At 55.3% G+C, this 26,932-nt stretch carries 22 protein-coding genes; 14 read left to right on the forward strand and 8 right to left on the reverse strand.

The window, feature by feature from the left end; genetic code table 11:
• Positions 1 to 24 precede the first annotated feature (24 nt).
• Positions 25 to 789: an MBL fold metallo-hydrolase gene (locus ABH899_RS16050; RefSeq protein WP_369998026.1), complete on the forward strand. Its 765-nt coding sequence runs from the start codon at positions 25 to 27 to the stop codon at positions 787 to 789.
• 300 nt (positions 790 to 1,089) lie between these two features.
• Here the strand turns inward: ABH899_RS16050 and ABH899_RS16055 are convergent, their stop codons facing one another.
• Together ABH899_RS16055 and ABH899_RS16060 are read right to left on the reverse strand one after the other, a co-directional pair.
• Positions 1,090 to 1,617 (reverse strand): hypothetical protein, encoded by a 528-nt coding sequence (locus ABH899_RS16055; RefSeq protein ID WP_369998029.1) that lies wholly within the window; start codon positions 1,615 to 1,617, stop codon positions 1,090 to 1,092.
• Positions 1,614 to 2,903, reverse strand: a complete 1,290-nt coding sequence (locus tag ABH899_RS16060; RefSeq protein ID WP_369998032.1) for a hypothetical protein — start codon at positions 2,901 to 2,903, stop codon at positions 1,614 to 1,616. Before ABH899_RS16060 ends, ABH899_RS16055 begins: the two co-directional genes overlap by 4 nt.
• Positions 2,904 to 3,098: 195 nt before the next feature.
• On the opposite strand from ABH899_RS16060, the gene ABH899_RS16065 reads away from it, so the two are divergent.
• The 12 genes from ABH899_RS16065 (at position 3,099) to ABH899_RS16120 (ending at position 16,333) form a co-directional block, all read left to right on the forward strand.
• Positions 3,099 to 3,509: a VOC family protein gene (locus tag ABH899_RS16065; protein ID WP_369998034.1), complete on the forward strand. Its 411-nt coding sequence runs from the start codon at positions 3,099 to 3,101 to the stop codon at positions 3,507 to 3,509.
• Positions 3,510 to 3,645: 136 nt separating this feature from the next.
• Complete coding sequence (locus tag ABH899_RS16070) at positions 3,646 to 3,993, forward strand: PadR family transcriptional regulator (RefSeq protein ID WP_369998037.1); 348 nt, start codon at positions 3,646 to 3,648, stop codon at positions 3,991 to 3,993.
• A complete protein-coding gene (locus tag ABH899_RS16075) occupies positions 3,990 to 4,676 on the forward strand; it encodes a DUF1129 family protein (protein WP_369998040.1) in 687 nt (228 codons plus the stop codon). Before ABH899_RS16070 ends, ABH899_RS16075 begins: the two co-directional genes overlap by 4 nt.
• Positions 4,677 to 5,038: 362 nt before the next feature.
• Positions 5,039 to 5,944 (forward strand): carbohydrate ABC transporter permease, encoded by a 906-nt coding sequence (locus ABH899_RS16080; RefSeq protein WP_009675964.1) that lies wholly within the window; start codon positions 5,039 to 5,041, stop codon positions 5,942 to 5,944.
• Positions 5,941 to 6,765 (forward strand): carbohydrate ABC transporter permease, encoded by an 825-nt coding sequence (locus tag ABH899_RS16085; RefSeq protein ID WP_009675994.1) that lies wholly within the window; start codon positions 5,941 to 5,943, stop codon positions 6,763 to 6,765. Before ABH899_RS16080 ends, ABH899_RS16085 begins: the two co-directional genes overlap by 4 nt.
• Before the next feature lie 102 nt (positions 6,766 to 6,867).
• Positions 6,868 to 8,226, forward strand: a complete 1,359-nt coding sequence (locus ABH899_RS16090; RefSeq protein WP_369998044.1) for an ABC transporter substrate-binding protein — start codon at positions 6,868 to 6,870, stop codon at positions 8,224 to 8,226.
• A 328-nt stretch (positions 8,227 to 8,554) separates the two neighbouring features.
• Entirely contained in the window at positions 8,555 to 9,295 is a 741-nt protein-coding gene (locus tag ABH899_RS16095) for a glycerophosphodiester phosphodiesterase (RefSeq protein ID WP_369998047.1), read from the forward strand.
• A gap of 7 nt (positions 9,296 to 9,302) precedes the next feature.
• Positions 9,303 to 9,986: an MgtC/SapB family protein gene (locus tag ABH899_RS16100; protein ID WP_218230538.1), complete on the forward strand. Its 684-nt coding sequence runs from the start codon at positions 9,303 to 9,305 to the stop codon at positions 9,984 to 9,986.
• A gap of 24 nt (positions 9,987 to 10,010) precedes the next feature.
• A complete protein-coding gene (locus tag ABH899_RS16105; protein WP_009675896.1) occupies positions 10,011 to 10,568 on the forward strand; it encodes a glycerol-3-phosphate responsive antiterminator in 558 nt (185 codons plus the stop codon).
• A gap of 165 nt (positions 10,569 to 10,733) precedes the next feature.
• On the forward strand, positions 10,734 to 12,419 hold the full coding sequence (locus ABH899_RS16110; RefSeq protein ID WP_369998052.1) for a glycerol-3-phosphate dehydrogenase/oxidase: 1,686 nt from the start codon (positions 10,734 to 10,736) through the stop codon (positions 12,417 to 12,419).
• A 267-nt stretch (positions 12,420 to 12,686) separates the two neighbouring features.
• Positions 12,687 to 13,151 (forward strand): MarR family winged helix-turn-helix transcriptional regulator, encoded by a 465-nt coding sequence (locus ABH899_RS16115; RefSeq protein WP_369998055.1) that lies wholly within the window; start codon positions 12,687 to 12,689, stop codon positions 13,149 to 13,151.
• Positions 13,148 to 16,333 (forward strand): efflux RND transporter permease subunit, encoded by a 3,186-nt coding sequence (locus ABH899_RS16120; protein WP_369998058.1) that lies wholly within the window; start codon positions 13,148 to 13,150, stop codon positions 16,331 to 16,333. The genes ABH899_RS16115 and ABH899_RS16120 overlap by 4 nt, the downstream gene beginning before the upstream one ends.
• 50 nt (positions 16,334 to 16,383) lie before the next feature.
• Here the strand turns inward: ABH899_RS16120 and ABH899_RS16125 are convergent, their stop codons facing one another.
• Positions 16,384 to 16,971: a hypothetical protein gene (locus tag ABH899_RS16125; RefSeq protein ID WP_369998061.1), complete on the reverse strand. Its 588-nt coding sequence runs from the start codon at positions 16,969 to 16,971 to the stop codon at positions 16,384 to 16,386.
• Between the two features lie 209 nt (positions 16,972 to 17,180).
• On the opposite strand from ABH899_RS16125, the gene ABH899_RS16130 reads away from it, so the two are divergent.
• On the forward strand, positions 17,181 to 18,482 hold the full coding sequence (locus ABH899_RS16130; RefSeq protein WP_369998064.1) for a hemolysin family protein: 1,302 nt from the start codon (positions 17,181 to 17,183) through the stop codon (positions 18,480 to 18,482).
• A 249-nt stretch (positions 18,483 to 18,731) separates the two neighbouring features.
• On the opposite strand, the gene ABH899_RS16135 is transcribed toward ABH899_RS16130, so the two are convergent.
• The 5 genes from ABH899_RS16135 to ABH899_RS16155 form a co-directional block, all read right to left on the reverse strand.
• A complete protein-coding gene (locus tag ABH899_RS16135) occupies positions 18,732 to 20,609 on the reverse strand; it encodes an ABC transporter ATP-binding protein (protein ID WP_369998067.1) in 1,878 nt (625 codons plus the stop codon).
• Complete coding sequence (locus tag ABH899_RS16140; RefSeq protein WP_369998253.1) at positions 20,599 to 22,275, reverse strand: ABC transporter ATP-binding protein; 1,677 nt, start codon at positions 22,273 to 22,275, stop codon at positions 20,599 to 20,601. The genes ABH899_RS16135 and ABH899_RS16140 overlap by 11 nt, the downstream gene beginning before the upstream one ends.
• A 90-nt stretch (positions 22,276 to 22,365) precedes the next feature.
• A complete protein-coding gene (locus tag ABH899_RS16145; protein ID WP_369998070.1) occupies positions 22,366 to 22,812 on the reverse strand; it encodes a MarR family winged helix-turn-helix transcriptional regulator in 447 nt (148 codons plus the stop codon).
• 160 nt (positions 22,813 to 22,972) lie between these two features.
• On the reverse strand, positions 22,973 to 25,117 hold the full coding sequence (locus ABH899_RS16150) for a YhgE/Pip domain-containing protein (protein ID WP_369998072.1): 2,145 nt from the start codon (positions 25,115 to 25,117) through the stop codon (positions 22,973 to 22,975).
• Between the two features lie 272 nt (positions 25,118 to 25,389).
• Positions 25,390 to 26,745, reverse strand: coding sequence for a dicarboxylate/amino acid:cation symporter (locus ABH899_RS16155; protein WP_009675975.1), 1,356 nt, complete (start codon positions 26,743 to 26,745; stop codon positions 25,390 to 25,392).
• Positions 26,746 to 26,932: the final 187 nt, after the last annotated feature.

Raw genomic sequence — 26,932 nt, forward strand, 5'->3', positions numbered from 1 at the left:
ATTGGTACTTATGGAGGCGCTTCTATGAAAATCCGTTTGATACGCAACGCAACGCTGTGGCTGGAATACGGAGGCCGGCGCATTCTCGTGGATCCGATGCTGAGCGGAGCCGGGGCCAACCCGCCGATCCCGAACACGGCTAACGACCGGCGCAACCCGCTCGTGCCGCTTCCGGTACCCGCGGAAGAGCTGCTGGAGCCGGACCTGGTGCTGATCACGCATCTGCACCCTGATCACTGGGACGCGGAGGCCGCCGGAAGGCTGCCCAAGGGGACGCCCGTCCTGTGCCAGCCGGGGGACACGGAGCCGCTTGCGGAGCAGGGCTTCACGGCCGTATCGGCCGTAGAGGAGGAGACGGCCTGGCGCGGTCTGCGCATCGCGCGTACATCCGGACAGCACGGAACCGGCGACATCGGCGCAGCCATGGGTCCGGTGTCGGGCTTTGTGCTCCGCGCGGAAGGGGAGCCGGCGGTGTATATCGCGGGCGATACGATCTACTGCGCCGAAGTGGCGGAGGCGCTGGAGAGGCATCAGCCTGCGGTAACGGTGGTGAACGCAGGCGGCGCCGTTTTCAAGGTCGGCGATCCGATCACGATGACGGCCGACGATGTGGTCGCCGTTTGCCGCAAAGCGCCGCAAACGCGGGTGATCGCCGTGCACATGGAGGCGATCAATCACTGCCTCCTGACGCGCGAGGCTCTTCTCGCGCGCCTGGAGGAGGAGGGGCTGTCGGAACGGACCGACGTTCCGGCGGACGGGCAGTGGCTCGAGGCCGCGGCGGCGCACTAAAAAAGAAGGTTCTGGTCTATATGCCGGAACCTTCTTTGGTTTTTGCCGCTTTCGCGAACAAAGCGAGCGGCATGCGACAGCTGTGACGTGGTGACATTCGTCACTGTCGGCATCATGCGCGTTTTTCTTTTCCGGCGATGCCTTTTTTAAAAGGAGGCAGAAAAATCGATAAGCAGGAAAAGCCGAGACGTGAACCGTGTATTGCGGTGTCTATCAGGTCATAATCCAAACCGGGGCAGCAGGAGGAGTCATTATTCAAGGACTGAAGAACCGGGTGTTCATCCCATTCCTTAGGGCCCGCTACCTGGCCGTAAAGGTATAGCGGTATGTAACGAATGTGTTCGACGTGTAGTAGTTGTCGAGCTTTTTTTTCTCGCCGGGTGCGATTGTGACGTTGTCATACGATTTTTCATGAACGACTTGTCCTTGGGCATCATAGGTAGTGAAGGTCAGGCTGCCCTGGAATGTATACGAGGAGCTGTAATTTCCGACGTATACCCGGATATCGTAAGAGTCGTCATCGGAGAAAGCGCCCGCGGCAACGGCCAGACGGTCGATATCTTCCCGGACCTCGGACTTGTCCACCCGCTCCCGGTAGTGGCTATCGAGCTCCGAACGCATCGACTCGTCGATTTTATGCGCTCCGTGGGTGATGGCGGCGATCGGAATGGTGGAAACGATGTACAAAAGGAGCACGGCGCCGCCGCCGCTGCGCAGGATCGTCCGCTTGTCGTAACCGCCCGCGATAAGGGCAATCCAGGCGATGAGGATAAGACCGAGCGTAATCAGATGCCACTTCGAAATAAACATATCGGCATACAGGCTCATAACGTGACCTCCTCTTCTTCGTTAAGACCGAACTGTCTTCGGATCCACCAGACCATCGCGAAAGGGAGCCAGATCGTCAGAGGCAGCAGGATCGTCGCGCCGATAGCCGTGCTGTAAAACTCTCCTCCGGCCCCGGTATCCGTCAAAGGCATGATAGCTCCGATGAACAACCACCCGATAAAGGAGATGATCGTAAACCGGACGGCGTGCCAGAAGGTCAAGCGGTCCGCCATGACGAAGTAGGCGGCGGCAGCGGCCAGGAAACAACCGATGCAAAGCCACATGTTATCCTGGGATACCCGGCCGTCGACAACGAAACCGGTCAGCACATACAAGGTGGCGAAGAGCAGCGCGAAGATCACGACGGTAGACAGGCGCGGCTTCCTTGAGCTTTCCTGATCTGACCCTTGACCGGAGCCGTTCTCTCTGCCGGTCGTTGCTGCCGCCCCTCCGCGATAAAACGGCCGCTGAGGCTGAGACCGGGTGCTTGCAGTCCGCAGAGCTTTGGAGCTTCCGGGGCTTCCGGCCACGGAAGCCTTAACCGCGCGTTCCCGCTCGCTGCGCTTGCGGCCGAGCTCGTAGAGCAGGTTGTCGAGCCGCTTCTTGAAGCCCTTTCTTTCGATGTCGAAAGGAGCGGTGTCGAGGGGCTCCCGCAGGGCGGAGAGCTGCTCGGCTTCCGTCTTCTGCTCCAGCAGAAGATCCGTCACCCAAATTTCGATAGAACCCCGCTGTTTGAGGTGCTTCAGCCATTTTTTCAAATCCGGCAGTTCGTAGAAAGGAACTTTCAGGATCCGCTCCTCTGCATCTCTCCGGTAACGGACATACAGCATGGGAAGCAAGTGGAAGACGGACTGGCTTTCGAACCACTTCTTCTTTTTGTAAGCGTAGTGGTATTGGGCGACATAGTACGCTATGTATACCCGGTCCACTTCATCCAAACGGACGGAGCCTTCCTCTTTTTCCCCATGCTCATAATGCAGGTAGCGGATTTCGTTCTCGTATAGGCTGAAGTGGTCCAGGTGACGGTTTTTCCAGATATAAGCCTTTAACGTGAGGATGGAAAACCGAATGAGCCAGAGACCCGGGATAATAAGAAGAAGCGACAGGTAGGACCAGAAATGACGGAAAGTGACGGCCAGGTACACCGGACCGGTCGCGAGGGCAAGGCCCAGCAGTAGAAGCAGAGTCAGAGCCTCGAAAGCGAGAATCCAGTAAAAAGGCTCCATCCGCCGGCCGGAGCGTTCATGAATCAAAGATGGATCTGAAAGATTTTCGTCCATTGGCACAAGTACAAACCTCCTCGATTGCAGGGATGGAATGAAGTCATGTAAAAGTTCTAGTGCGAGGAAGGGTTTCAGGCAGTTTCAATTGAAAAATATTCCGGCGCATAGACTCTTGGATTGCCATACCCTTTCCAAGAAATATTGAAACAAGAAAATTTGTGAAGTTTTGCTCGAATAAACCGCGAAGGAGAAATTCCGATGGCTGTTTTACGACCGTATTTGTACAGTGAAAATGCGAGGGAGCAGGGAGAGTTTTATGCCCGGGCTCTCCAAGGGGAAATTGTGAGCATTCAAACCTTCGGGGATGCGCCCGCCCAATACGGGCAGGATCGCGATCGGGTGATGCATCTGGTGCTGAAGGCGTGCGGGTTAACGTTCTACATGGCGGACAGCGATCGGATAGAAAGGGGCAGCGGACTGGACCTTACGCTTGAATTCGGCACCGATGCCGAAGCGGAGCAGGTCTTCGGCACACTTTCGGAGGGCGGCAAAGTCCTGATGCCTCTGCAGAGGATGTTCTGGGGCACGATGTTCGGCAGGATCGAGGATGCCTACGGTGTCCGTTGGCAGATTGCGACGGAGTCTGCGATTAATCAGGTGGAGGCTTGACAGGAAAACCAAAGTCAGCTAGACTAACTTATATAACAAGGTAGTTATCGAATAAAGACTCCTTGTTTTCTTTCTGGGTTACTATATTGTAATGCAAGTTAGTTAGATGCGCAATGAATAAGTGCGGATTGAGGGGATGATTTACATTTCTACGTACACACAGATGTTAAAGGGGATCCTGGAGGGGTGTATTCTCGCAATCATCTCGCAGAATGAAGTCTACGGTTACGAACTGTCCCGGAAGCTTCAGGAAAGCGGATTCGACTATGTCAGCGAAGGAAGCATTTATCCGCTACTGCTCCGCATGCAGAAGGAGAAATGGATTGAGGGCTATATGAAGGCCGACACGCGTTCCGGAGGCCCTCCAAGGAAATATTACCGGCTTACGAAAGCGGGCGGGGAGGTGCTGGCTCAGTTCCATGACAACTGGAGCGCAATGAAGCGGAGTGTGGATCACATTTTAGAAGGAGGGCAATCCCGATGAATACAAGTCAAATGAGTGCTGAAAATGCCAAGCTGCAGCAGCAGCTCAATGAGGAAAATAAAAAGTACTACGGAGGCATGCTTGTTTATATCCGCACGAGCGATATCGATGAGAGACAGGGGGAAGAACTGCTCCTTGAAATGCTCCAGCACTTGCTGCAGGCGCAGAAGGAAGGACGCAGCGCCCGCGTCGTATTCGGAACCGATCCTCTCGAATACTGTAAGGATCTTGTTTCCCAGCTGCCTTCTCGGGGCCGAGCGGAGCGGTTCCGCATGGTTGTTATGATCCCCTGGATCACCCTTACCTGGATGTTCCTGGCCTACGCCGTTACCGGCTTTTTAACGATAATGGCGGGTGCCGGGGTCGGGCGAATGAACGAAGTCAGCCCGGCTTTTCTGTTTATTGCCGCCGTTGACTCCATCCTTGTGGTGAAGGTGGTTCTTGCTCTGATGAATAAAACCGCCTTTAATGGGAGCGAGCGTAAATTTCGTCTGCTTTTTCTGCTGCTGTACATCGTAAGTATCGGAGTGGTGACTGCTGCCGGGATGCTGTTAAAGCCTTACCTGCCTGTCTTTACCGTATCGCCCTGGATTTCTTTGCTGATTTTTGCGGGCGGATATGCCGGACAGAAAGTGATGTTTGGGGGTAGCGGGAAACGGGGAGGAGCGGGGGCTGCGGGATAGATTTCGTTCCGATGATGAAATAAACCGCAACGGAATTATCTATTTAAAGGATGATTCCGTTTTTTTCTTAGTAAAAAAATGGTCTGTAAGCGTTGACATAACCGATTTTACCGCTTATGATATGAAATAAGTTAATAATTTGTGACGGAGAAGTGGAGATTCACGTAAGTTGCAAGGTCCAGGCGGCCTTGCAATTTATGTGAATCTTTTTTCTGTCGGATTATAACGGCTATCCGTCGTTTTACCTGATGCGCTCCTTCAAAGAGAACTCCCATCGGTGAAGCCGGGAACCGGTTCAAGCTGCAGATGAACCTCCGGACGGGTAGGGTACAGAGCACGATTGAGAGAGAGGGGTATGCCGCTTGCCAAGTCATGAAAGCGTTTTATCAAAAAAGAAAAGATGGCGGGAAAACGCGCTTGCGTATTTCTTTCTGGCGCCGTCCCTGATTATTTTCGCCACCTTTTTGTTCTACCCGATGTTGAGATCGGTTTACCTGAGCATGACGCTCACCGATCCGAGGGGGCGTGTCGCTGAATTTGTATGGTTTGATAACTTCGTCGATTTGTTTCAGTCGGGCCAGTTTTATTCGGATCTGAAAGTGACGCTGCTCTTTATTTTATATACCGTGCCGACTAGTATCATCTGGGCTCTGCTCCTGGCGGCCATTACACACAACAAGCTGAAAGGGATGAAGATTTTCCAGTTCGTGTTTTCCCTGCCCCTCGTCATTTCGGTAGGTACGGGCTCGATTATCTGGCTGCTGCTGTTTCACCCTACGGCCGGCATGCTCAACTACTTCCTGAGCCTGGTTCACATTCAGGCCATTCCGTGGCTGACCGATCCCGCGTGGGCGCTGATCTCCGTTTCCCTCATGACCGTCTGGATGAACATGGGCTTCCTGTTTATCGTCCTGTCCAGCGGCATGCAGGGGGTGCCGGAAGAAATTTACGAGAGCGCCAAAATCGACGGATCGGGTCCGGTGCGCACCTTCATCCAGATCGTTCTGCCGCTGCTGTCCCCGACTCTGTTCTTCGCTCTTATCATATCGGTGATCGGAGCATTCCAGGCGTTCGGACAAATCAACATTCTGACTAAAGGCGGACCGATGGACTCGACGAATGTGGTCGTATACTCCATCTACCAGGAAGCCTTCGTCAACTTCCGTTTCGGAACGGGTAGCGCCGAGGCGCTCATTCTCTTCTTTATCATTCTGATATTGACCGTTCTGCAGTTTACGGTTCTGGAAAAGAAGGTGCATTATCAATGATCGCACGGAGACTGAACAACACGCTGCTTTACCTGCTTCTTATCGTGCTGGCCCTGGTGGTCTTGTACCCGCTCCTGTTCACGGTGCTCTCTTCGTTTATGACGGAGCAGGAAGTTTCCAAGTTCCCGCCGGCAATTGTGCCGAGCCAGCTTTACTGGGGGAATTTTAAAGCCGCTATCGACAACGTTCCGGTCTTTCAGTTCATTCTGAACAGTTTTATCGTGTCGTCCGCGATTATGGTCAGCCAGGTTATTACGTCCGCCATGGCGGCTTACGCGTTCTCTTTTCTGAATTTCACCGGAAAAAATGCCCTGTTCATGGTTTTCCTGGCCACCATGATGATCCCGTGGGAAGTCACCATCATTCCGAACTACCTGACGATCAAGTCTTGGGGATGGATGGACAGCTATCCGGGCCTGATCGTGCCTTTCATGGCGGCGGCCTTCGGCGTGTTCCTGCTCCGCCAGTTCTTCCTCCAACTGCCGCACGAATTGTTCGATGCGGCGAAGATCGACGGATGCGGACACTGGCGGAACTTCTTCTCTATCGTGCTGCCGCTCTCCAAGCCGGCTTTGTCCACGCTTGCCGTCTATGAGTTCCTGACGCACTGGAACAGCTACCTCTGGCCTTTGCTCATCACGAACAAGGTGTCCATGCGGACCGTTCAAATCGGCGTCGCCATGCTCCAGCATGCGGAAGTCATGTCGTGGAACATGATTCTCGCGGGAATCACCATCGTCCTCCTGCCGTCCTTCCTGCTGCTCGCGCTGGGCGTCAAGCAGCTCGTAAGAGGGATTACGGCGGGTGCGGTCAAAGGCTGATGGAGCTTCATTCTGATGTCTGATCTGCCGCCGGTCTTCCGGCGGCGGATGATTCATAAATAAACCAAACCAATCTTGTTTAACTAGGGGGAAGAAATAGCTATGAATAAAAAAGGGATGGCTGCTTCTTTATTGACGGCTGTTATGCTCATCTCCGCCGGCTGCGGCGGATCGGACACCGCCGGTACGGGCGACAAAGGAGGCGCGGACAGCGGCTCCGGCAGCGGACCGAAGAAAGTCGTTTTCTGGCACGCCATGGGCGGAGCCAACACGAAAGTCGTCGACCAGCTCGTGGCCGATTACAACGCTTCCCAAGACAAAATTAAAGTGGAAGCGATATTCCAGGGCTCCTATGACGACCTGCTCAGCAAGCTGAAAGCTTCGATGGGTACGAAAGAAGGCCCATCCGTCGTACAAATGTACGAAATCGGAAGCCGATTCATGATCGACTCCAAGATGGTTACCCCTATGCAAAATTTCATAGATGCGGACAAATACGATCTGACGCAGCTGGAGCCGAACATTACCGGCTACTACACGTTTAACGACAAGCTGTTCTCCATGCCGTTCAACACGTCCAATCCGGTTCTCTACTATAATAAGGACTTGTTTAAAGCGGCCGGACTCGACCCGGAAAAGCCGCCGGCCACCTACGAAGAGTTCCAGAAAGCGGCCGAAGCCATTTCGAAAACGGGCAAGGCGACCGGCGGTAACTTCGCGATTTACGGCTGGTTTATGGAGCAATTTTTCGCCAATCAGGGAGCGGAATATATCAACAACGACAACGGCCGCAAAGAGCTGGCGACCCAGTCGCTCGTCAATTCCGAAGCGGGCGTCCAGACGCTGACCTGGTGGAAGAACATGGTGGACAGCAAAGCGATGAACAACCTGGGCCGTAAAACGGACGACTCCAAGAAAGCTTTCTCCGCCGGCCAAGTCGGCATGATTCTCGATTCCACGGCAGCCCTGAAGGGCCTTGTGGACAGCTCCAAAGGCAAGTTCGAAGTCGGAACCGGCTTCCTGCCGAAACCGGCCAACGCCAAAGACGGAGGCGTCGTTGTAGGCGGGGCGAGCCTGTGGATCATGAACGACCGTGCGGACGACGAGCAGAAAGCGACCTGGGACTTCATCAAGTTCCTGACTTCGCCTAAAGAGCAGGCGTACTGGCACATCAACACCGGCTACTTCCCGATCACGAAGAAGGCGTACGACGAGCAGAGCGTCAAAGACAACATGAAAAGCTTCCCGCAGTTCCAGACCGCTGTCGACCAGCTGCACCAGACGAAGCTGAACACGGCTACCCAGGGCGCCGTCATGGGCGTATTCCCGGAAGCCAGACAGATTGTCGAGGGAGCGATCGAGGAAGTGCTGAACAACAAAAAGTCTCCGAAGGACGCCTTGGATGCGGCCGCGAAGGACATCACGTCGAAGATCGAGAAGTACAACAAAACCGTCAAATAAAAGACCGGATACAGCCTGCTGGATTTCCATTTCTTTGTTAAAAATAGGCCGGAAATCCGTTGACAGATGAAGCGGACCGAACTATGATAGGGTACAAGTTAATACTATGTGACGGAGAACAGGAGACTCACATAAGTTGCTTGTCTAGCGACAGGTGGCTTATGTGTTTTTTCTATTCGCCGCAGGCAGCTTAACGATTTTGTAAAGCCGTATGGAATTGCCCGCGAGAGGATATTTTATCCGGGAAAGAGAAGTACACTTAGGAAGACGGCGGATTACGTCCACAGATTCCATCACAACGACGCTTCGGAGGGAGTAGGGAATTATCATGACAGCAAACAAACCGATGATTATCGCGCATCGCGGGGCCAAAGGCATGTCGCCCGAAAATACGCTCGGCGCTTTCAAGCTGGGACTTGAGCAGGGCTGTGAAGGTATTGAGCTTGACGTCCATCTGTCTGCCGACGGGGAACTGATCGTTATCCACGACCATACGTTGGACCGGACCACGGACAGAAAGGGAGCCGTCGCGGAGAAAACACTGGCCGAGATTAAAGAAGCCGACGCCGGCTCCTGGTACTCGGAAGCTTACAAAGGGGAAAAAGTGCCTACACTGGCGGAAGTCTTCGACCTGGTGCCCGCCTCGGTCATGATCAACATCGAAATTAAGGCGCCCGGCAACGGCATGGAACAGAAGCTGGCGGACTTTCTGAGCGAACGCGGGCGGATCGACAACGTTGTGACTTCTTCCTTCGATCACAAAAGCGTCAGACGGCTCAAGCTGATCGAGCCCAAGGCGAAAATCGGCCTGCTGTATGCCAACAACCTGCTGGACCCGACCGCATACGCGCGAAGCTTCGATGTAGAGGTTTATTCCCTGCATCCGCACTTCCGTGCGATTGACGCGGAAGACGTCGCGAAAGCGGTGGAGAACGGGCTGAAAGTCTATCCGTACACAGCGAACGAGGTTCATGATTTTAAGGAATTGAACGGGAAAGGGGTATCGGGGATCATCACCGATTTTCCCGGACGGTTGAAAGAATGGCTCCAAGGCGGAGCGGCGGAGTGAGTACAGCATGAGTTACATTTTTCTTCAAAAGCTTTTTATGGCGCTCATCCTCGGTGCCTTTATCGGGATCGATCGCCAGCTCAAGCATAAACCGCTTGGCCTCAAAACGAGCATGGTCATCTCGGTGGCCAGCTGTCTTATCACCATCGTGTCCATCGAATCCGTGCATAAGTATGCCATTCCCGGGACGACGAATATGGACCCGATGCGTCTGGCCGCGCAGATCATCAGCGGCGTCGGTTTTATCGGCGCCGGGGTTATTCTGCGGCGCAGCAACGAGATCATTTCCGGCCTGACCACCGCGGCGATGGTATGGGCGGCTTCGGCGCTCGGCATCGCCGCGGGCGCGGGTTTTTACAAGGAAGCGGCTACGGCGGTCGTGCTGATCATTATGGCGATCAACCTGATTCCGCTCTTCTTCAAATGGTTCGGGCCCCGCAAGCTGAGCGAGCGGAACCTGGCCATTCTCATCATTGTAAGTCCCAACGCCGACCTGTCCTACGTCATCGACGAGCTTCATCAGGAGTTCCTGAAAGTGAAGCACATCAAAATCAAGGACTTGAAGGATGAACTGAGGCAAATCCAACTGGTCGTCTCCGCGCCGGAGAAGCACCGGACCACGGTCATTTATTCCAAGATCAAACACATCACGGACGTGGTGGCCGTTGAGGTCGAAACGATCAGCTCGTAAGTCCGCAGTAAAGGAGTTAAGCCCATGTCGTTTAACAACCAGAGGGTTCTGCCCGCTGTTCGCAAAATCAAGGATCTGGAGAAGCTGCTGACGTCTCCGTTCCAGTACATCGTGCTGCTCGACTGCCATATCGGCATGCTGAAAAGCCTTGTGGACCTGGCGAAATCCCACGGCAAAAAGCCGCTTCTGCATGTGGATCTTGTGGAAGGGCTGAAGAACGACGAGTACGCGACGGAGTACCTCTGCCAATACATCAAGCCCACCGGGCTGATTTCGACGCGTGCGAGCGTCATCATGAAGACGAAGGAGAACGGACTGCTGGCGATCCAGCGGCTCTTTCTCCTCGACTCCAGCGCCCTTCGCAAAAGCTACACGCTTCTGGAGAGGACGAAGCCGGATTACATCGAAGTCCTCCCGGGGGTCATGCCCCACATCATCAAGGAGGTCGGCGAAGCTACCGGCATCCCTATCGTTGCCGGAGGCTTGATCCGGACCGTAAGCGATGTCGAGAACGCGCTGGAGGCGGGCGCCACGGCCGTGACGACCTCGGACAGCTCGCTCTGGAAACACTATCAGGCGTGAGCCCGTTTTGGCCGTATTGCTTTCAAGTTCGGATGGAATATGGTAAAATGATCACATAAGTTCATACATTTGGTTGGAGATCAGGAGAAACCACGACAGCCGTTACGTCCAGGACGTAGCCGGCATGTTTGTGGTTTTTTTGTATATCTCAGAGGGGAGAGCAACATGGAAACAGCTTTTTCGGGAGATACAAGAAAAGAAAGCCTATGGAGAATGGAAGACCGGATATTTGACGTGCTCGTGATCGGCGGAGGCATTACGGGCGCAGGGATTGCACTCGATGCCCAGTCCCGGGGACTGAAAACGGCGCTGGTCGATATGCAGGACTTCGCGCAGGGCACGTCGAGCCGCTCGACCAAGCTTGTCCACGGAGGGCTGCGTTACCTGAAGCAGCTGGAAGTCAAGGTTGTGGCGGAAGTCGGCAAGGAGCGGGCCATCGTATACGAGAACGGCCCGCATGTAACGACGCCCGAATGGATGCTGCTGCCCTTCTATCAGGGCGGAACGTTTGGGGCTTTCTCGACATCCATCGGCCTGCGGGTGTACGATTTCCTGGCCGGCGTGAAGAAGAGCGAGCGCCGCAGCATGCTGAGCCCGCAGGAAACGCTGGATAAAGAGCCGCTGCTCAAGGAGAAGCATCTGAAAGGCGGCGGCTACTACGTCGAATACCGCACGGACGATGCGCGTCTGACGATCGAAGTGATGAAGAAAGCCGTCGATTTCGGCGTGCAGGCCGTGTCCTATGCGAAAGTGGAAGCTTTCGAGTACGAGAACGGACGGGTGACCGGCGTACGCGTGGCCGACCAGCTGTCCGGCGAAACGCACCTGATCCGGGCGAAGCGGATCGTCAATGCGGCCGGACCGTGGGTGGACACTCTCCGCGAGCGCGACGGCTCGAAGAAAGGGAAGACGCTCCGTCTGACGAAAGGCGTCCACCTTGTCTTCGACGGGGAGCGGTTCCCGCTGCGGCAGGCGATTTACTTTGACACGCCGGACGGCCGTATGCTGTTCGCCATTCCGAGAGACGGCAAAACCTACATCGGCACGACCGATACGAACTATAAGGAGGATATCGCTCATCCGGTCATGACCACGGAAGACCGGACGTATATCATCCGTGCGGCTAACGAGATGTTCCCGAGCCTCCGGCTGACCGAGCAGGACGTCGAATCCAGCTGGGCCGGTCTCCGTCCGCTCATTCACCAGGAGGGCAAGGACCCGTCGGAGATCTCGCGCAAGGACGAAATTTTCGTTTCGGACTCCGGCTTGATCTCCATTGCGGGCGGTAAACTGACCGGATACCGGAAAATGGCCGAAACCGTCGTGGACCTGGTCGTCCGCCAGCTTCAGGAAGAGGGCGGCATTCAGGTGTCCGAATGCCAGACGAGAACGCTCCCCATCTCGGGAGGCGATGTAGGCGGGTCCGCCCGCTACCCGCAGTTCGTGGAGCAGAAAGTCGCGGACGGGCAGAAGATCGGCCTGACGGTGATGGAAGCCCGTCTGCTTGCCCAGCGCTACGGCTCCAACATCGACAAGGTGTATCGTCTGATCGAAACGAAGCGGGGAGAAGCGGAGACGTTCCGGATGCCGGCCTCGCTGTTCGGTTCGCTCGTGTATTCCATCGAGCAGGAGATGACCGTCAAGCCTTCCGACTTCTTCGTCCGCCGGACGGGCGCGGTGTTTTTCAACATCAAGTGGGTGAGAGCTTGGAAAGAACCGGTGATCCATTACATGGCATCCCGGTTCAACTGGACGGAAGAGCAGCGCGCCGCTTATACGGCGGAGCTGGAGCGGGATCTGCATGACGCGACTGTGCCGATTGACGAGAAAACTCCCGAGCTTGTACGTTGATAGAACGGAAACGGATTGATCTTATCAAATAAAAGCAGAAGAGACTCCTTGACGAAAGGGCCTATCGAACGATAGCTGCCTTACGGGTGAGGAGTCTTTTTTTGCTTGGCTAAAATAAAGGAGACACCCGGGGCCGTCCTTTCACCGGCTTTTGTTGACGGAGCAGGCAATATTTGTTATAGTTCTTTCATCGAATAATTCTATAGTAGAACTATATGATAATAGAACTATATAGAAGGCACAGCATGAACATCGAAAGGGGTTATTATGGACGAAACCTTACTGTCACAGATTATCGACCGTTACGAAAGCACGATTTTTACGGTGAACCGGCGGCTCAACGCCATGATCAAGGACCGGATGCCGGAGGAGCTGACGCAGGAGCAGTACGCCACCCTCCGTTATTTGCAGAGACGGGGCCAATGCACCTCCTCTGAGCTGGCGGAAATTTTTTGCGTGGGCAAAAGCTCCATTACGGCGATTATCACCCGTCTTGTCGACAAGGAACTTATTACCCGGCTGCCGGACGACAAGGACCGCAGAGTGACTTATTTGGCGCTGACGGACAAGGGAACCGCGGCCGTGAACGAAATGCGGCTCCGCATTCAGGAGCTGCTGGCCGGCGTTATCAAACATTTTGACGGGCAGGAAGCAATAGCTTTTATAGAGACCTTTGAAAAACTTGCGAACGTCTTAATGCAGACGGATGAGGGGAGCAGACACAAGGGATGAGAACCGTATTGAAGCTCAGATGGCTCGTATTGGTGCTGTGGATCGCCGTAGCGGCGGGGCTGATGCTCACTGCGCCGAACATGGAATCGCTGGTCCGGGAGAAAGGCCAGATTACCGTACCGGAAGGGTATTCTTCCACGAAGGCGTCCAAATTGATCGAGGAAATGAAGAAAGGCTCTCCGGAAGCCGAGGGTGAGCAATCGTCGGTGCTGGTCTTTCACGGCACGGAGAAACTGACGCAAGCTCAGCTTGACGAAGTCAAGCGGGGAGTCGACAAGCTCAAGAACGCCAAGGATTCCGCCGGCGTTACAAGCGTGATGACGCATTTTGACAAGAAGGAACTGGAAAAGCAGATGGTATCCGCGGACGGGAAAACCGTGCTCGTGCTGGTGAATACGGCCAAAGACGGCCGGGAAGCCAAAGAAATCCGCAATGCGCTGTACGGCACGGTTTCCGACGTTAAGGTGGAGCACTATTTCACCGGGAACTGGCTGATCCAAGAGGATGTCATGGCAAGCTCGCAGGATGGGCTTAAGAAAACGGAGTACATCACCGTTATTTTCATTCTGGCCATCCTCTTTGTCGTATTCCGCTCGGCGGTAGCGCCTTTTATTCCGCTTTTGACGGTGGGCTTCAGCTATCTGGTCTCGCAATCCGTCGTGGCTTTTCTTGTGAAGGTTGCGGATTTTCCGCTGTCGAACTTTACGCAGATATTCCTGGTCGCCGTCTTATTCGGGATCGGGACGGACTACTGCATTCTGCTCATTTCCCGGTTTAAGGAAGAGCTTGCCCATTCGGGAGATAAAACGGAGGCGATTCTCGCCACGTACCGGACGGCGGGACGGACTGTATTTTTCTCGGGTCTGGCGGTCCTGGTCGGGTTCGCTTCCATCGGCTTCTCGACCTTCGTCCTGTACCGATCGGCGGTTGCCGTGGCGGTCGGCGTGGCCGTGATGCTGCTTGCGCTGGTCACGCTCGTGCCGTTCTTTATGGCCGTTCTGGGCAAAGTGATTTTCTGGCCGGCTAAAGGCTCCCTGGAGCATAAACCGAGCCGCCTGTGGGGTGCCGTAGGTTCTTTTTCGTTAAAAAAACCGCTTTGGTCCCTAGTGATTCTCGCGGTCATTATCGTTCCTTTCTTGGTCGCGTACAAGGGATCGACTTCCTTTAACTCCCTGGATGAAATCGGGGAGAAATACGATTCGGTCAAAGCGTTTAACCTGATCTCCTCCAGCTTCGGCCCCGGAGATACGCTTCCTTCGACCGTCGTCGTGAAAACCGACAAGCCGCTCGACAACTCGGAAGGGCTGGCGGCCGTCGAACAGATCACGCGCGAGCTGGCGAAGGTAGACGGCGTCAAGAACGTCCGCAGCGTAACCCGCCCGACGGGAGAAGCGCTTGACGATCTGCAGGTAGCCACCCAGGTCGACAAGCTTGAGGGCGGCCTCGGCCAAAGCGGCGACGGCCTCGGAGAGATCGGCAAAGGCCTCTCCGAAGCGAGCGGCGCGCTAAGCGCCAATGCGCCTAAGCTCAACGAGGCCGTGAGCGGCGCGAAGCAGCTCGTGGACGGCACGAACGCACTCAAGACGGGCGTTGTGCAGCTCGGCGACGGGCTGGAGCGTCTCGAGGCGGGCCTGCGCAGCGGTTCCGCCGGTGCGGGCGAGCTCCGCGCGGGGCTCGCGCAGGCCAAGGCAAGCGCGGATCAGCTCGCCGCGGCGAGCAGTGACCTGCTTGCCGGTTACAAGCAGGTCGGCGGCGGTCTCGGCCAGCTGACCCAAGCTTACGGCGACGTCGCCTCGCAGGCTTCCGGCCTGGCCCAAGGGCTCGGCGATGTCGGCCAGGGGCTGGGCGGCCTCGCGCAGAAGTACCCCGAGCTGAAGTCGGACCCCGACTTCCTCAAGACGCAGGGCGCGGTGACCCAGCTTCAGACGGGCGCGGCGCAGCTCGACGAAGGGCTGAAGCAGCTGAACCAGCAGCTTGCCGGTGCCAGCCAGGGCCTTCAGCAGGCCAACGCCGGCTTCGAGAAAGCCGCAGGCGGCCAGGCCGCGCTGGCGCAGGGGCTGGCTCAGCTCTCCGACGGCATCGCCAAGCTGCAGGCCGGCATTGATCAGGCGGCCGACGGCCAGGGCCGGATCGTCGCGAAGCTGCCCGAGCTGACCAAGGGCTTCGACAAGCTGAGCAGCGGGCAGAAAGAGCTTCAGCAGGGCTTCGCCCAACTGAACGGCCAGCTCGGCGAGCTGACGGGCGGCCTCGACAAGAGCGTAAACGGCTTGTCGCAGGTATCCGGCGGCCTGAAATCCGCTCAGGACTACCTGAAGGAGCTGTCGGCCGCGCCGAACAAGCAGATCAGCGGCTGGTTTATGCCGCAGGACGTCATCTCCGGAGCGGACTTCCAGCCTTCGCTGGATGCGTACATGTCCAAGGACCGCAAGATCGCGAAGTTCGAAGTCATCTTCGAAGGCAACCCATACGAAGTCGAGACGCTGGAGCAGTCCGGCGAGCTTACGGCAGCCGTGGAACGCGCCGTCAAAGGCACTCCGCTCCAGAATGCGGCTTATGCCGTAGACGGCGTCACGAGCATGAACAACGACTTGAAAAACATCTCCGCAGCGGATTACTCGCGTACCGCGATGCTCATGCTGATCGGGATTGCGCTTATATTGATCGTCTTGTTCCGTTCGATTGTCATTCCGATCTATCTGATTCTTTCGCTCCTGCTGACGTATTATACGTCTATGGCGATTACGGAAGTGATTTTCGTACGGATGCTCGGATACTCCGGGATTTCCTGGGCCGTTCCGTTCTTCGGTTTCGTGATGCTAATGGCGCTCGGAATCGACTACAGCATTTTCCTCATGGACCGGTTCAAAGAATACCGCCATCTGTCTCCGCAGCAGGCGATTCTGGAAGCGATGAGAAACATGGGGACGGTCATTATGTCCGCCGCCCTCATTCTGGGCGGAACGTTTGCGGCGATGCTGCCTTCGGGCGTTATGTCCCTGCTGCAGATCGCCACGATTGTGCTGTGCGGACTGTTCCTGTACGCGCTCATCATGCTGCCGCTGTTTATTCCGGTCATGGTGCGGATGTTCGGTCCGGCCAACTGGTGGCCGTTTATGGGCCGCAAAGAACGCGGAGAAGACGCTTCTTATAGCGCCGATTCGGCTTCACACAGCTTGCATTAATCGCAAAGAACCTCCGAATTCGCTTTCTTCAAGCGGTCCGGAGGTTCTTTTTATAGATTTAAAATACGCACGACCAGCGCGTAGTCGATGGTTGATCCGTCATCATTGTACATGTACACCGTATAGACTCCGTGTACTCCAGGCAGGTCCGGGCTGCTTTTCTGATAAGTAAAAGAATGGGACTCTCCGGGTTGAAGAATCGTCCTCTCTACCTGATTTTGCCCGTTCGGATAGTTCACGCGATAAAACAGGCGTTGGGTGCCTTTGTTCTCCAGATAAAACTGAAAGCCGTCCCCGGCTTTAAAATCGAAGGCCGCCATACCATCGCCGCCTATAGATCCGCTGGCGTCCGCAAGTGTTCCGGACTTGCCCTTTTCCTCTTGAGTCGGAGGTTTCGCCGGGATGGAAGACACCGGGGTGACGAATGGAAGCTCCACAGGCTTTGGGGTGGGCGCAGTAGTGCCTGCAATGCGGGATGATGGCGTAACGGGTGCAGACGTTTCGCCCGTCCCGGGCGAGGGCGTTACGGCCGTAGAAACCGGAGTCCCCGCGGTTTCAATTTTCTCTCCCGTGCCCGTACTATCGCAGCCCGCAAGCAGAATAAGCGCAGAGGTCAGCATAAAAACCTGTTTTTTCATCTTTAAACCAATCCTTTATCGAAATAACGTTTCTCTATCTTGAAGTCATTCCTATTCATCCTATAACTTTCCAGAAGGTTTTGTCCAGCTTCCGGACTTCAATATATTGGCGGAAAAAATCCGTTTTTTTAGGTCCGAGAAATGAAACCATAAGCCTGGAGTCCACGTAAGGAATGGTTATCTTTATATTAAGGGAGTAGATTACCGAAATGGAAAGTGACAGTTATTTGTTAAACCTTTTTATGATTGCCTTATTGATTGGACTCTCCGCGTTTTTCGTGGCAGTGGAATTCGCCGTCGTACGGCTCCGGGGCAGCCGGGTGGATCAGTTGATCGCCGAAGGCAAAAGCAACGCGAGGGCCGTGAAGCAGGTGCTTACCAATCTGGACGGATATTTGTCCGCGTGTCAGCTCGGCATTACCATTACGTCTCTGGGTTTAGGCTGGTTGGGTGAACCGACGGTCGAGAAAATTTTGCATCCCGTTTTCGAATCCTTGCATCTGCACGAATCGTTAACCGGACTGCTTTCGTTTCTTATCGCCTTCATTATGATCACCTTCCTTCACGTCGTAATCGGCGAGTTGGCTCCGAAAACGATCGCTATCCGCAAAACAGAGGCTGTGGCGCTGCTTACCGCACGTCCGATCATCTGGTTTAACAAAGTCATGTATCCTTTTATCTGGGTGCTGAACGGTTCCGCCAACCAGCTTGTCAAGCTATTCGGCATTAAGCCGGCAACGGAGCATGAAGAAGCGCACTCGGAAGAAGAACTTCAGATTATTATTAACGAAAGTTTTGAAAGCGGTAAAATTAACCAGGCCGAGTACGGCTACGTCAGCCGGATCTTTGCTTTTGACAATATGCTTGCCAAAGATATTATGGTGCCCCGCACCGATATGATCTGTCTGTACGCGAATAAGACCCGGGAAGAGAACCTGGCGATTATCAAAGAACAGCAGTATACCCGTTTTCCCGTTGTCGAAGAGAGCAAGGATAACGTCATCGGGATTGTGAATACGAAGAAATTCTTCCTGGCTTACGAGGATGACGAGGAGCTTGATGTCACTACGCTGATTCAGCCGGTTATGGCGGTTTCCGAGGTGATTCCCGTCAATGCGCTCTTGAAAAGGATGCAGAAAGAAGGCACGCATATCGCGATTCTTATCGATGAATACGGCGGCACCTCGGGTATGGTTACCATCGAGGACATTCTGGAGGAAATCGTCGGCGAAATCCGTGACGAATTCGATATGAAGGAAGAGCCGGAGATTCTGGTAAAAGGCGAGGGGCACCTCGTATTGGACGGTAAAGTGTCCGTTCCTATCGTGAACGACCGACTGCTTGTGGAGCTTGAAACCGAAAGATGGGATACCATCGGCGGATGGCTGTACGGTCATCGCGACGACCTCGCCGAAGGAGAATCCCTGACCTATGAGAACGTGAAATTTACGGTGCTGGAGCGGGAGAAGAACCGTTACCTGAAGCTCGAAGTGGTGCGTATAGACGATTAACGGCAAGTCAGACCTTAACCGATACATGTCTGAAAGCATTCAGCTGCCGATTAAGGGCTTGCGTAAAGAGTTCGATTGCTGCATGGAAGCTTAAACCGGCCTCCACGGCCGCCATCATTCAAGTAACCCCATGAGGGGACGAGAATGACCGCGGCTGCGGGGGCTTTTTATTGTTAACTTGGCCCCGCGAAAAAACCTCCGGTCTCACTTCCATAAGTGAGCCGGAGGTTTGTTTGTCGTGCTTGCGGGTTACACCACGTCGCGGAATTGGCTGCTGTACAGCTCGTAATAGAACCCTCCGGCGGCCAAAAGCTCTTCGTGCGTTCCGCGCTCGAGAATCTTTCCTCCGTTCAAGACGAGGATAAGATCGGCGTCGCGTATCGTACTGAGACGGTGCGCAATGACGAAGCTGGTCCGCCCTTTCATCAGCAGGTTCATCGCCTCCTGGATATGCATCTCCGTCCGGGTATCGACGCTGCTGGTAGCTTCGTCCAGAACGAGGACGGCCGGATCGGCGAGAATGGCGCGGGCAATCGTGATCAGCTGCCGCTGGCCGTGGCTGAGATTGCCGCCTTCGGAGGACATCAGCGTGCCGTAGCCTTGAGGAAGCTTGCGGATGAAGCTGTCGGCGTTCGCCAGTCTGGCCGCAGCCTCTACTTCCTCGTCGGTGGCGTCCAGCCGCCCGTACCGGATGTTCTCGCGGAGTGTATCCGAGAACAGGTAGGCGTCCTGGAGAACGATACCGAGCTGGCCGCGGAGGCTGTCCTTGTCGAGCTCCCGGATATCGGTTCCGTCGATCCGGATCTCCCCTCCGTCAATCTCATAGAACCGGGTGAGCAGGTTGACGATAGTCGTTTTGCCGGCTCCGGTCGGTCCTACAAGAGCAATCGTATCCCCCGGCTTCGCGGTAAAGGAGATATCCGTAAGAATAGGGGAACCCGGCTTGTAAGAGAAGGAGACATCCTCAAAAACAACTTCACCCGCCACATTCAAAGGACGGCCCTCAGCGGAGCTGCCCTTTTTCTGCTGCGGGGTGTCCGGATACTCCGTTGTCGCATCGAGCACTTCGAATACCCGCTCGGCGCCGGCAATCCCGGACTGGATCAGATTGTACTGATTCGCCAGATCGTTGATCGGGCGCGTGAACTGCTTGGAATAATTCAGGAAGCTGACAATGACCCCGAGAGTCGTCCAGCCGCTGATCACGAGCCATCCGCCGATTGCGGCGATAAGAGCGAAGCTGAAGTTGTTGACCACGTTGTTGAAGGGGCCTACCATGCCCGAATAGATCTGAGCCTTCGTCCCGGCTTCCCGCAGCTCGTCGTTGATCTCCTTGAAACGGGCGGCTGTCTGGCGTTCCCGGCGCAGCACTTGAACCACTTTCTGGCCCGATATCGTTTCCTGGATAAATCCGTTCAGCTCGCCCAGGCTTTTCTGCTGGCCCTTGAAATGGGTACGGGTCCGCCGGGAGATCTGTCCGGTTAAATAAATGGTCACCGGCACGGAAAGAAGCGTGACCAGCGTGAGCCAGATGTTCATGGTCAGCATAAGCACAAGCGAGCCTGCAATCGTAATCACGCTGGTCATGAGCTGAATGACACTTTGATTTAACGTGTTCGAGACGTTCTCGATATCGTTGGTCGTGCGGCTCATCAGCTCTCCGTGCGTCCGGCTATCGAAGAAATTCAGCGGCAGCTTCTGCAGATGGGAGAATAAGTCATGGCGCAGATTCTGCACCGTGCGTTGAGAGACGGCGGCCATAACGTACGTCTGAAACCAGGTCATCACGGAGCTGAACAGATAAATGCCGAGCAGAAGAAGGCAGAGTTTCAGAAGGCCACTGTAATCCCGCGGGAGAATGTAGTCATCGACGGCCCGTCCGAGCAGGTAAGGGGCGATCAGCCCGGCACCGGCACTGAGCACGGTCAGCAGGACGACCGCGGCCAGTCCCTTGCGCTGGCGTCCGAGATACCGGCTCAGCCTGCCGAGCGTAGCGCCCGTGTTCTTGGCGCGTACTTTCTGCGTCATGCGCGGGCCCCCGGGACCCGGACCCCGGCCGGCAGGACCGCCTAGGCCCATCGGGGGTTCCGGTGCGGAGGAACCGTTGTCTTGGGGTTTATGCGCCATGGATGACTTCCTCCCTTCCCTGTTGGGATTTGTAAATGTCCCGGTAAACGGGGCTTCCCGCCAGCAGCTCGGCGTGCGTGCCCCTGGCGGCGATACGGCCGTCTTCCAGCACAAGAATCTGATCGGCGTCGACGACCGACGAGATGCGCTGTGCGATAAGCAGGCACGTACTGTGCGCCATCCGCTCTTTCAGCGCCTGCTGGATGCGGGCTTCGGTCGCCAGGTCCACCGCGCTCGTGGAATCGTCGAGGATGAGAACCGCCGGCCGGACCAGCAGGGCGCGGGCGATCGAGATGCGCTGCTTCTGTCCTCCGGAGAGATTGACGCCTCTCTGGCCGAGCAGGGTGTCATAGCCTTCCGGCAGACCGGCGATAAACGCATGAATCTCGGCTGCGCGGGCTGCCGCTTCGATTTCCTCCTGCGTGGCGTCCGGCTTGCCGTAGGAAATATTTTCGCGGATGGTGCCGCTGAACAGAATAGCCTGTTGGAGGACCATGCCTACACGGCTGCGCAGGTGCGCCAGAGCGATGTCCTTCACGTCCGTTCCGTCAATAAGGACACGTCCGGCCGCCGGGTCGTACAACCGCGGAATGAGATGGACGAGGGAGGTTTTGCCGGAACCCGTCGCGCCCAGAATGGCCAGCGTTTGGCCCGGTTCGACCGTGAAGCTGATGTCTCTCAGGGCGAGCTCTTTGCCGTCTTCGTCGTAAGCGAAAGAAACGCGGTCGAAGACGATATGGCCCGCACCGATGGCATTAGCGGAAGCGCCCGGTTTGTCCGCGATTTCCGGCTCTGCTTCGAGCACTTCATTGATACGCCCGGCGGAAGCTCTCGCTCTCGTAACAAACATCATCATCATGCCTACGGTAAGCAGGGAAGTGAGAACCTGGGTTACATAGTTGAGAAAGGCGATAAGATCTCCCACGGGAAAAGAAAGATTCCAAGTCTGGGCGCCGCCGTACCAGAGCACGGCTACCAGACTGACGTTCATGATGAACGTCATAATGGGGGCGTTCAAAGCGATCGTCCGCGCCGCCTTCAGGGCGATATCCGTGAAATCCCGGTTTGCTTCGCCGAAGCGTTTGCGCTCGAAATCGGAACGTACGAAAGCCTTCACCACACGGATTCCGCTCAGATTTTCCTGAAGGACCGTATTCACCCGATCGAGTTTTTCCTGAACCTTTAAGAAGAGGGGTTGGGACACGCGGATGAGCAAATACAGCACGAGAAAAAGAACGGGAATGGCCGCGGCCAGGATCAAAGCAAGCCGCGGATTCAGCATAAACGACATAATGACGCCGCCTATGGCGAGAAAAGGCGCCCTGACGAGGACCCGCAGGGTCATCTGAACCAGAGTCTGGACCTGTACGATGTCTCCGGTCAGCCGCGTAATGAGCGACCCCGATTTGAACTTGTCCAGATTCCGGAAAGAAAATGTCTGGGTTTTCCGGAAAAGATCGTCCCGCAGATCGGCGCCGAAATTTTGCGAAGCGATGCTGGAGTATACGGTGCATCCGGCCCCGCCGATCAGACCGACCAAAGCCACGCCGAGCATAAGCAGCCCGGTGTTTCTTATCGTGGCGAGATCCCCGGCCGCTACGCCTTGATTGACGATGTCGGCCATCAGCCTGGGCTGGAGCAGGTCCATGTAGACTTCAAGAAGCATCAGAAGCGGAGCGAGAACGGCCGCTTTCCAGTAAGGTTTTAAATATCGGCTCAAAGCTAACAGAGCGGTCACCTCCTTTTAATTTGCCGGCTAATCGATTTGTTCCTCGATATCTTTCAGGTTTTCATACATTTGGAGCAAGAGGCGGCGGAAAAGAAGCTTCTCTTCCGTCAGAAAGCCCTTCAGGCACGTTTCCTCGATTTCGCGGAGGGCTTGTTTCACGGCGGTCGTTGCCTGATGCCCTTTATCGGTCAGATAGACACGCGATACCCGCTGGTCCTTGCTGTCGGCTCCGCGCCGGAGAAGTCCGGTTTTCTCCATCCGGGTAATCATGACGGTAAGCGTGGCGGGCTTTACGCGCATTTGAGCGGCCAGTTCGTGCTGGCTCTGGCCGTCTCTCTCGGACAAGCGGATCAGCAGAGGCGGCTGCCCCGGGTAAACCTCGTAATTCTGCAGCAGCTCGTGCAGGTGACGGCGGTGAAGCTTGAATACCCGAGACAAGATCTGCATGATGGAATCCGATTGGTAAATATCCATGATGGCTTCCGTTCCTTCCTTTATTAGTTAGTCGACTAATGATTAGTGTACGACCATTTCCGAAACGGGTCAATGGACAGAATCCTTGAAAATGAACTGTCGCGGGTATACATGTGAAAAAATGTGAAAAAAAAGACCTGCCCGAAGGCAGGTCCCGCTTCTAATGAATAAGCTTGCTTTCTTTGGCGCGGCTCACGAATTTGGCGCTGGATTTGTTGATCACTTTTTTAAGCGCAAGTCCGATCAACAGGGTAATTCCGATGTAGATAGCCATCATGACCAGGTCTTCCATAATGATGTCCCAAAGGATGCCTCCGACGGCTTCCCGCATCATGCTGATCCCGTACGTGAAGGGCAGATAAGGGTGGATCGCCTGGAAGAACGGAGGGGTCACCTGGATCGGGAACGTCCCCCCGGAACCTGCCAACTGCAGCACGAGAAGCACGATGGCCATCGCTTTGCCGACATTGCCGAATACGGAGACGAGCGTGTACACAATGAGCATAAAGACCGCGCTGAGCACCATTCCGAACAGGACAAACCACAGTTTGTCGACAACATAGGTTTTCAGGATGAACATATCACCCAGCGTGACCATCAGCGACTGCATAACGGCCAGCGTACCGAACGTCAAATAGCGGCCGAAAAATACCTGGTAGCTCTTGTAGCCCGGCTCGTGCACGTCTACCGTCAGCAGCGACACGAGAAGCAGAGCGCCTACCCACAGGGAAAGCGTCGTAAAGAACGGCGACATGGCCGAACCGTAATTGGGAATCGGGAAGAGCTTGTTTTCTTTGAGCTGTACCGGCTCCGAGAAGAACTCGCTTTCCTTCTCAAAGTTGTTTTTCAGAAGGTCGATCAGTTCCGTCAGGCTACCTTCCTTCTCGAAGGCGCGGATTTTATCGGCCAGATCCTTGATTCTCGTCTCTACCTCCGGCAGACGGGCCTGGATCTCTTTGAGCTCCTTGTCCCCGACAGCCAGTCCTTTCGCCGCATCCCCGAGAATTTTCTGCAGATCGGGGATGCTTTTGACGGCTTCGCTCAGCACGGTATGGGCGTTCTGGGCGGTCTTCTTCGCCTTGGAGATTCCCTGGAGAATCTGCGGCTGGATTTCGCTGTCGTACCGGCCCAGAATGTCGCCGATGAAGCCGGCCGCTTCCTTCGAGAGACGGTTCAGGTTGTCGACCAGCTCCTGCGCCGGTTTCTCGCCTTTGTCGATCGCGTCCCTGATCTTGCCGACCGTGGTCAGCTGCTGCTGGAAGCGGTCCTTGACCGACTTCAGCCGGTCGATCACCAGCGGCATCACTTTGCCGCCGGTGTACTTGTTCAGCTGTTCGAACAAGCCGATCATCCGGTCCGTCACATCGACCGCAACCGTGAGACGCTGCGAAACCCGGTCGATCGCGGCCTTGGCGACGGCTGGGTCGAAGTTGGCGTCCTTCAGAATGCCGGTCAGCTCCTGCGTGGCCGTTGCCGTCTGCTGGAGCAGCAGGAGGTCCTGCTTGATGTTCGGACCGAGCGCTTCGACGGCTTCCGAGCCTTTGCCGAGGAAGTCGCCCAGCTTGTTGGTGAATGCTTCTCCGTCCTTGGCAAGCTGGGTCACGATCGGCAGGTTATCCTGCGCTTTTTTTACAATGTCATTCGACTTATGTACATCTTCAAGTGCAACGCCGACAGCCTGATTGAGCTCCGGGAACATCGTTTCGAGTTTGAAAACGAGCGTTTTCACTTTCTCGATTGTCGGCAATTCATTTTGGAGCTCGACGCCGATCTCATTGAAGATCTGAAAGATCGTTCCGTTTGCCACTTTGATAAAGTTGCGGCTGACCTCGTCAATGACGCCCGTGGCCCCTTTGGACGTGATTTTCGGCGAGACGGCGTTGATTTTCTCGTTCACGTAGTAGAGAATGTCCGCTTTTTGCGGATCATCGGTCAGCACGGTAGCGATTTTGGCGGAAAAATCGGCGGGAATGATAATGCTGGCGTAATACTCCCCGTGGTTGACGCCTTTCATCGCTTCTTTCTCGTCGACGAAGGTCCAGCCGATCTTTTCGTTTTTTTTGAGCGAGGCTACGATTTCGTTCCCCAGATTCAACTGCTTGCCGCGCAGCGTGGCCCCCTCGTCGTTATTGGCGACCGCGATGGCAATGCCCCCGGTCTGACCGTACGGATCCCAAGAAGCTTCGATATTAAACCACGCGTAAAGCGAGGGCAGAAATACAAGTCCCAAAATAATGACAGCGGCCACCCAATTGGTCGCGATGTTTCGGATGTCACGGGCGTAGATGGACCCAATTTTTCTCATAAGCGGTTCTGTGTCTCCTGTCTCTATACAGAGTTGATGTTAGTATTGCTTAGCTGCCTCCCAGACATACCCATTATCGGTCGAAGGCTCCCTCTTTTGTATATTTAAACAGGGAATTACGATGTTAACAACACCGGGCGGGTTTTGCAAGCGGCCAAGAGGAACATAGGGGGACAAAAAAGAACCGGGCGGAGGGCGTCCTCTCTCGATTTGATGCGAAAGGGGCAAAAAAAAAAGAGCAGACCGGAGTCTGCCCTTCATTAACGTCCCGCTTAAGCCGGGTTCAGTTCCAATTCGTCTTCTTCGTCGCGGTCAAAGGACGCGCGGTCGAATTCGCCTTCGGAGTTGGCGACGATCAGCGTGGATACCGTAGTACCCGTCGCGTTTACCGCCGTGCGGCCCATGTCGACGATGGCGTCGATAGCCAGGGTCAGGCCCAGACCTTCGAGCGGCAGACCGAGAGCGGTCAGAACGACCGTCGTCGAGATGGCAGCCGGTCCGGGTACGCCGGCAACGCCGACGGAGGAGATCATGCTGACGAGCACGATCAGAATGTAATCGGACACGGTCAGCGGAATGTGGTAGACGCCTGCGACGAAGATCGCAACGACAGCGGGCCATACGCCGCCGCAGCCGTTCATGTTGATCGTCGCGCCGAGCGGAGCCACGAAGCTGGCGATACGCGGAGATACGCGCAGTCTTTTCGTCAGGACTTCCAGGTTAACCGGGAGTGTCGCGTAGCTGCTGCGGGTCGTGAAAGCAACGGCGATCGTCGGGTAAGCCTTGCGGAAGAACTTGAACGGGTTGACCTTGGCTACGAACGTAACCAGACCGCCGAACGTAATGATGAAGTGAAGCAGAAGGGCCGTGTACGTGGCCAGAATGAGCATGATCAGCGGCTTCAAGGTATCCACGCCGTATTTGGCGGCCATAGCTGCGATCAGCGCATATACGCCGTATGGAGTCAGGCGGATGACGTACTTGATCACTTGGTGAAGCACTTGAGCCAGCGAAGCGATCAGGTCCTTCACGGGCTTGACTGCGTCGGGTTTCTTGGAACCGATATGGACGATGGCAACGGCGACGAAGATCGCGAAGACCAGAACCGGAACGACTTTGCCGGTCGCCATTTCATTGAAAGGATTCGACGGGACGAGATCCAGGATAACCTGGGAGAACGTCGGGATTTCTTTCGGTTTGAAATCTTTAAGCGTGCCTTGCGGAATGCCGGAACCCGGATCGAACACGAGTGCGACAAGCAGCCCGATCAAGGCGGCGATACCGGTGGTCGCGAGGAACAGTCCGATCGTTTTCAGCCCGATTTTGCGGAGCTGTCCGAGGTTGGAAAGACCGGCGATGCTGTTGATGACGAGCACGACTACGAGCGGAATCACCATCATTTTGATGAGATTGACGTAGATCGTACCGATCGTGCTGACGCTTTTCGCGTCGATTTTGTAGGTATTGAAGATGAACCCTACGATAAGACCGATACCAAGACCGATCAGGACGCGGTAGCCGAAGCTGACGCGTTTTTTGGCTAAGAAATAAAGAAAGCCGATAATAACCAGAGAAACAACCAGGGAAATCCAGTTGGTCTCGAAAGCTTTGATCAAGTTGTTATTCATGGAGCCTGTTCCCCCTCAATGCTCATAAGTTTAGTCGGGATTAATGATATGTATCGTACTACCGGATCTCCTAAACGTCAAGCGTCAATTTTCAAGTTGTTTTCAAATCTATGTAAGGGTTCATCGGAATAGAAGAGGGTAGAGAGCGGCGGGCGGGGGAAAATATTTTGCGGGGTTTAAGGTAATG

Source organism: Paenibacillus sp. RC84 (assembly GCF_041260495.1).
GTDB lineage: Bacteria > Bacillota > Bacilli > Paenibacillales > NBRC-103111 > Paenibacillus_F.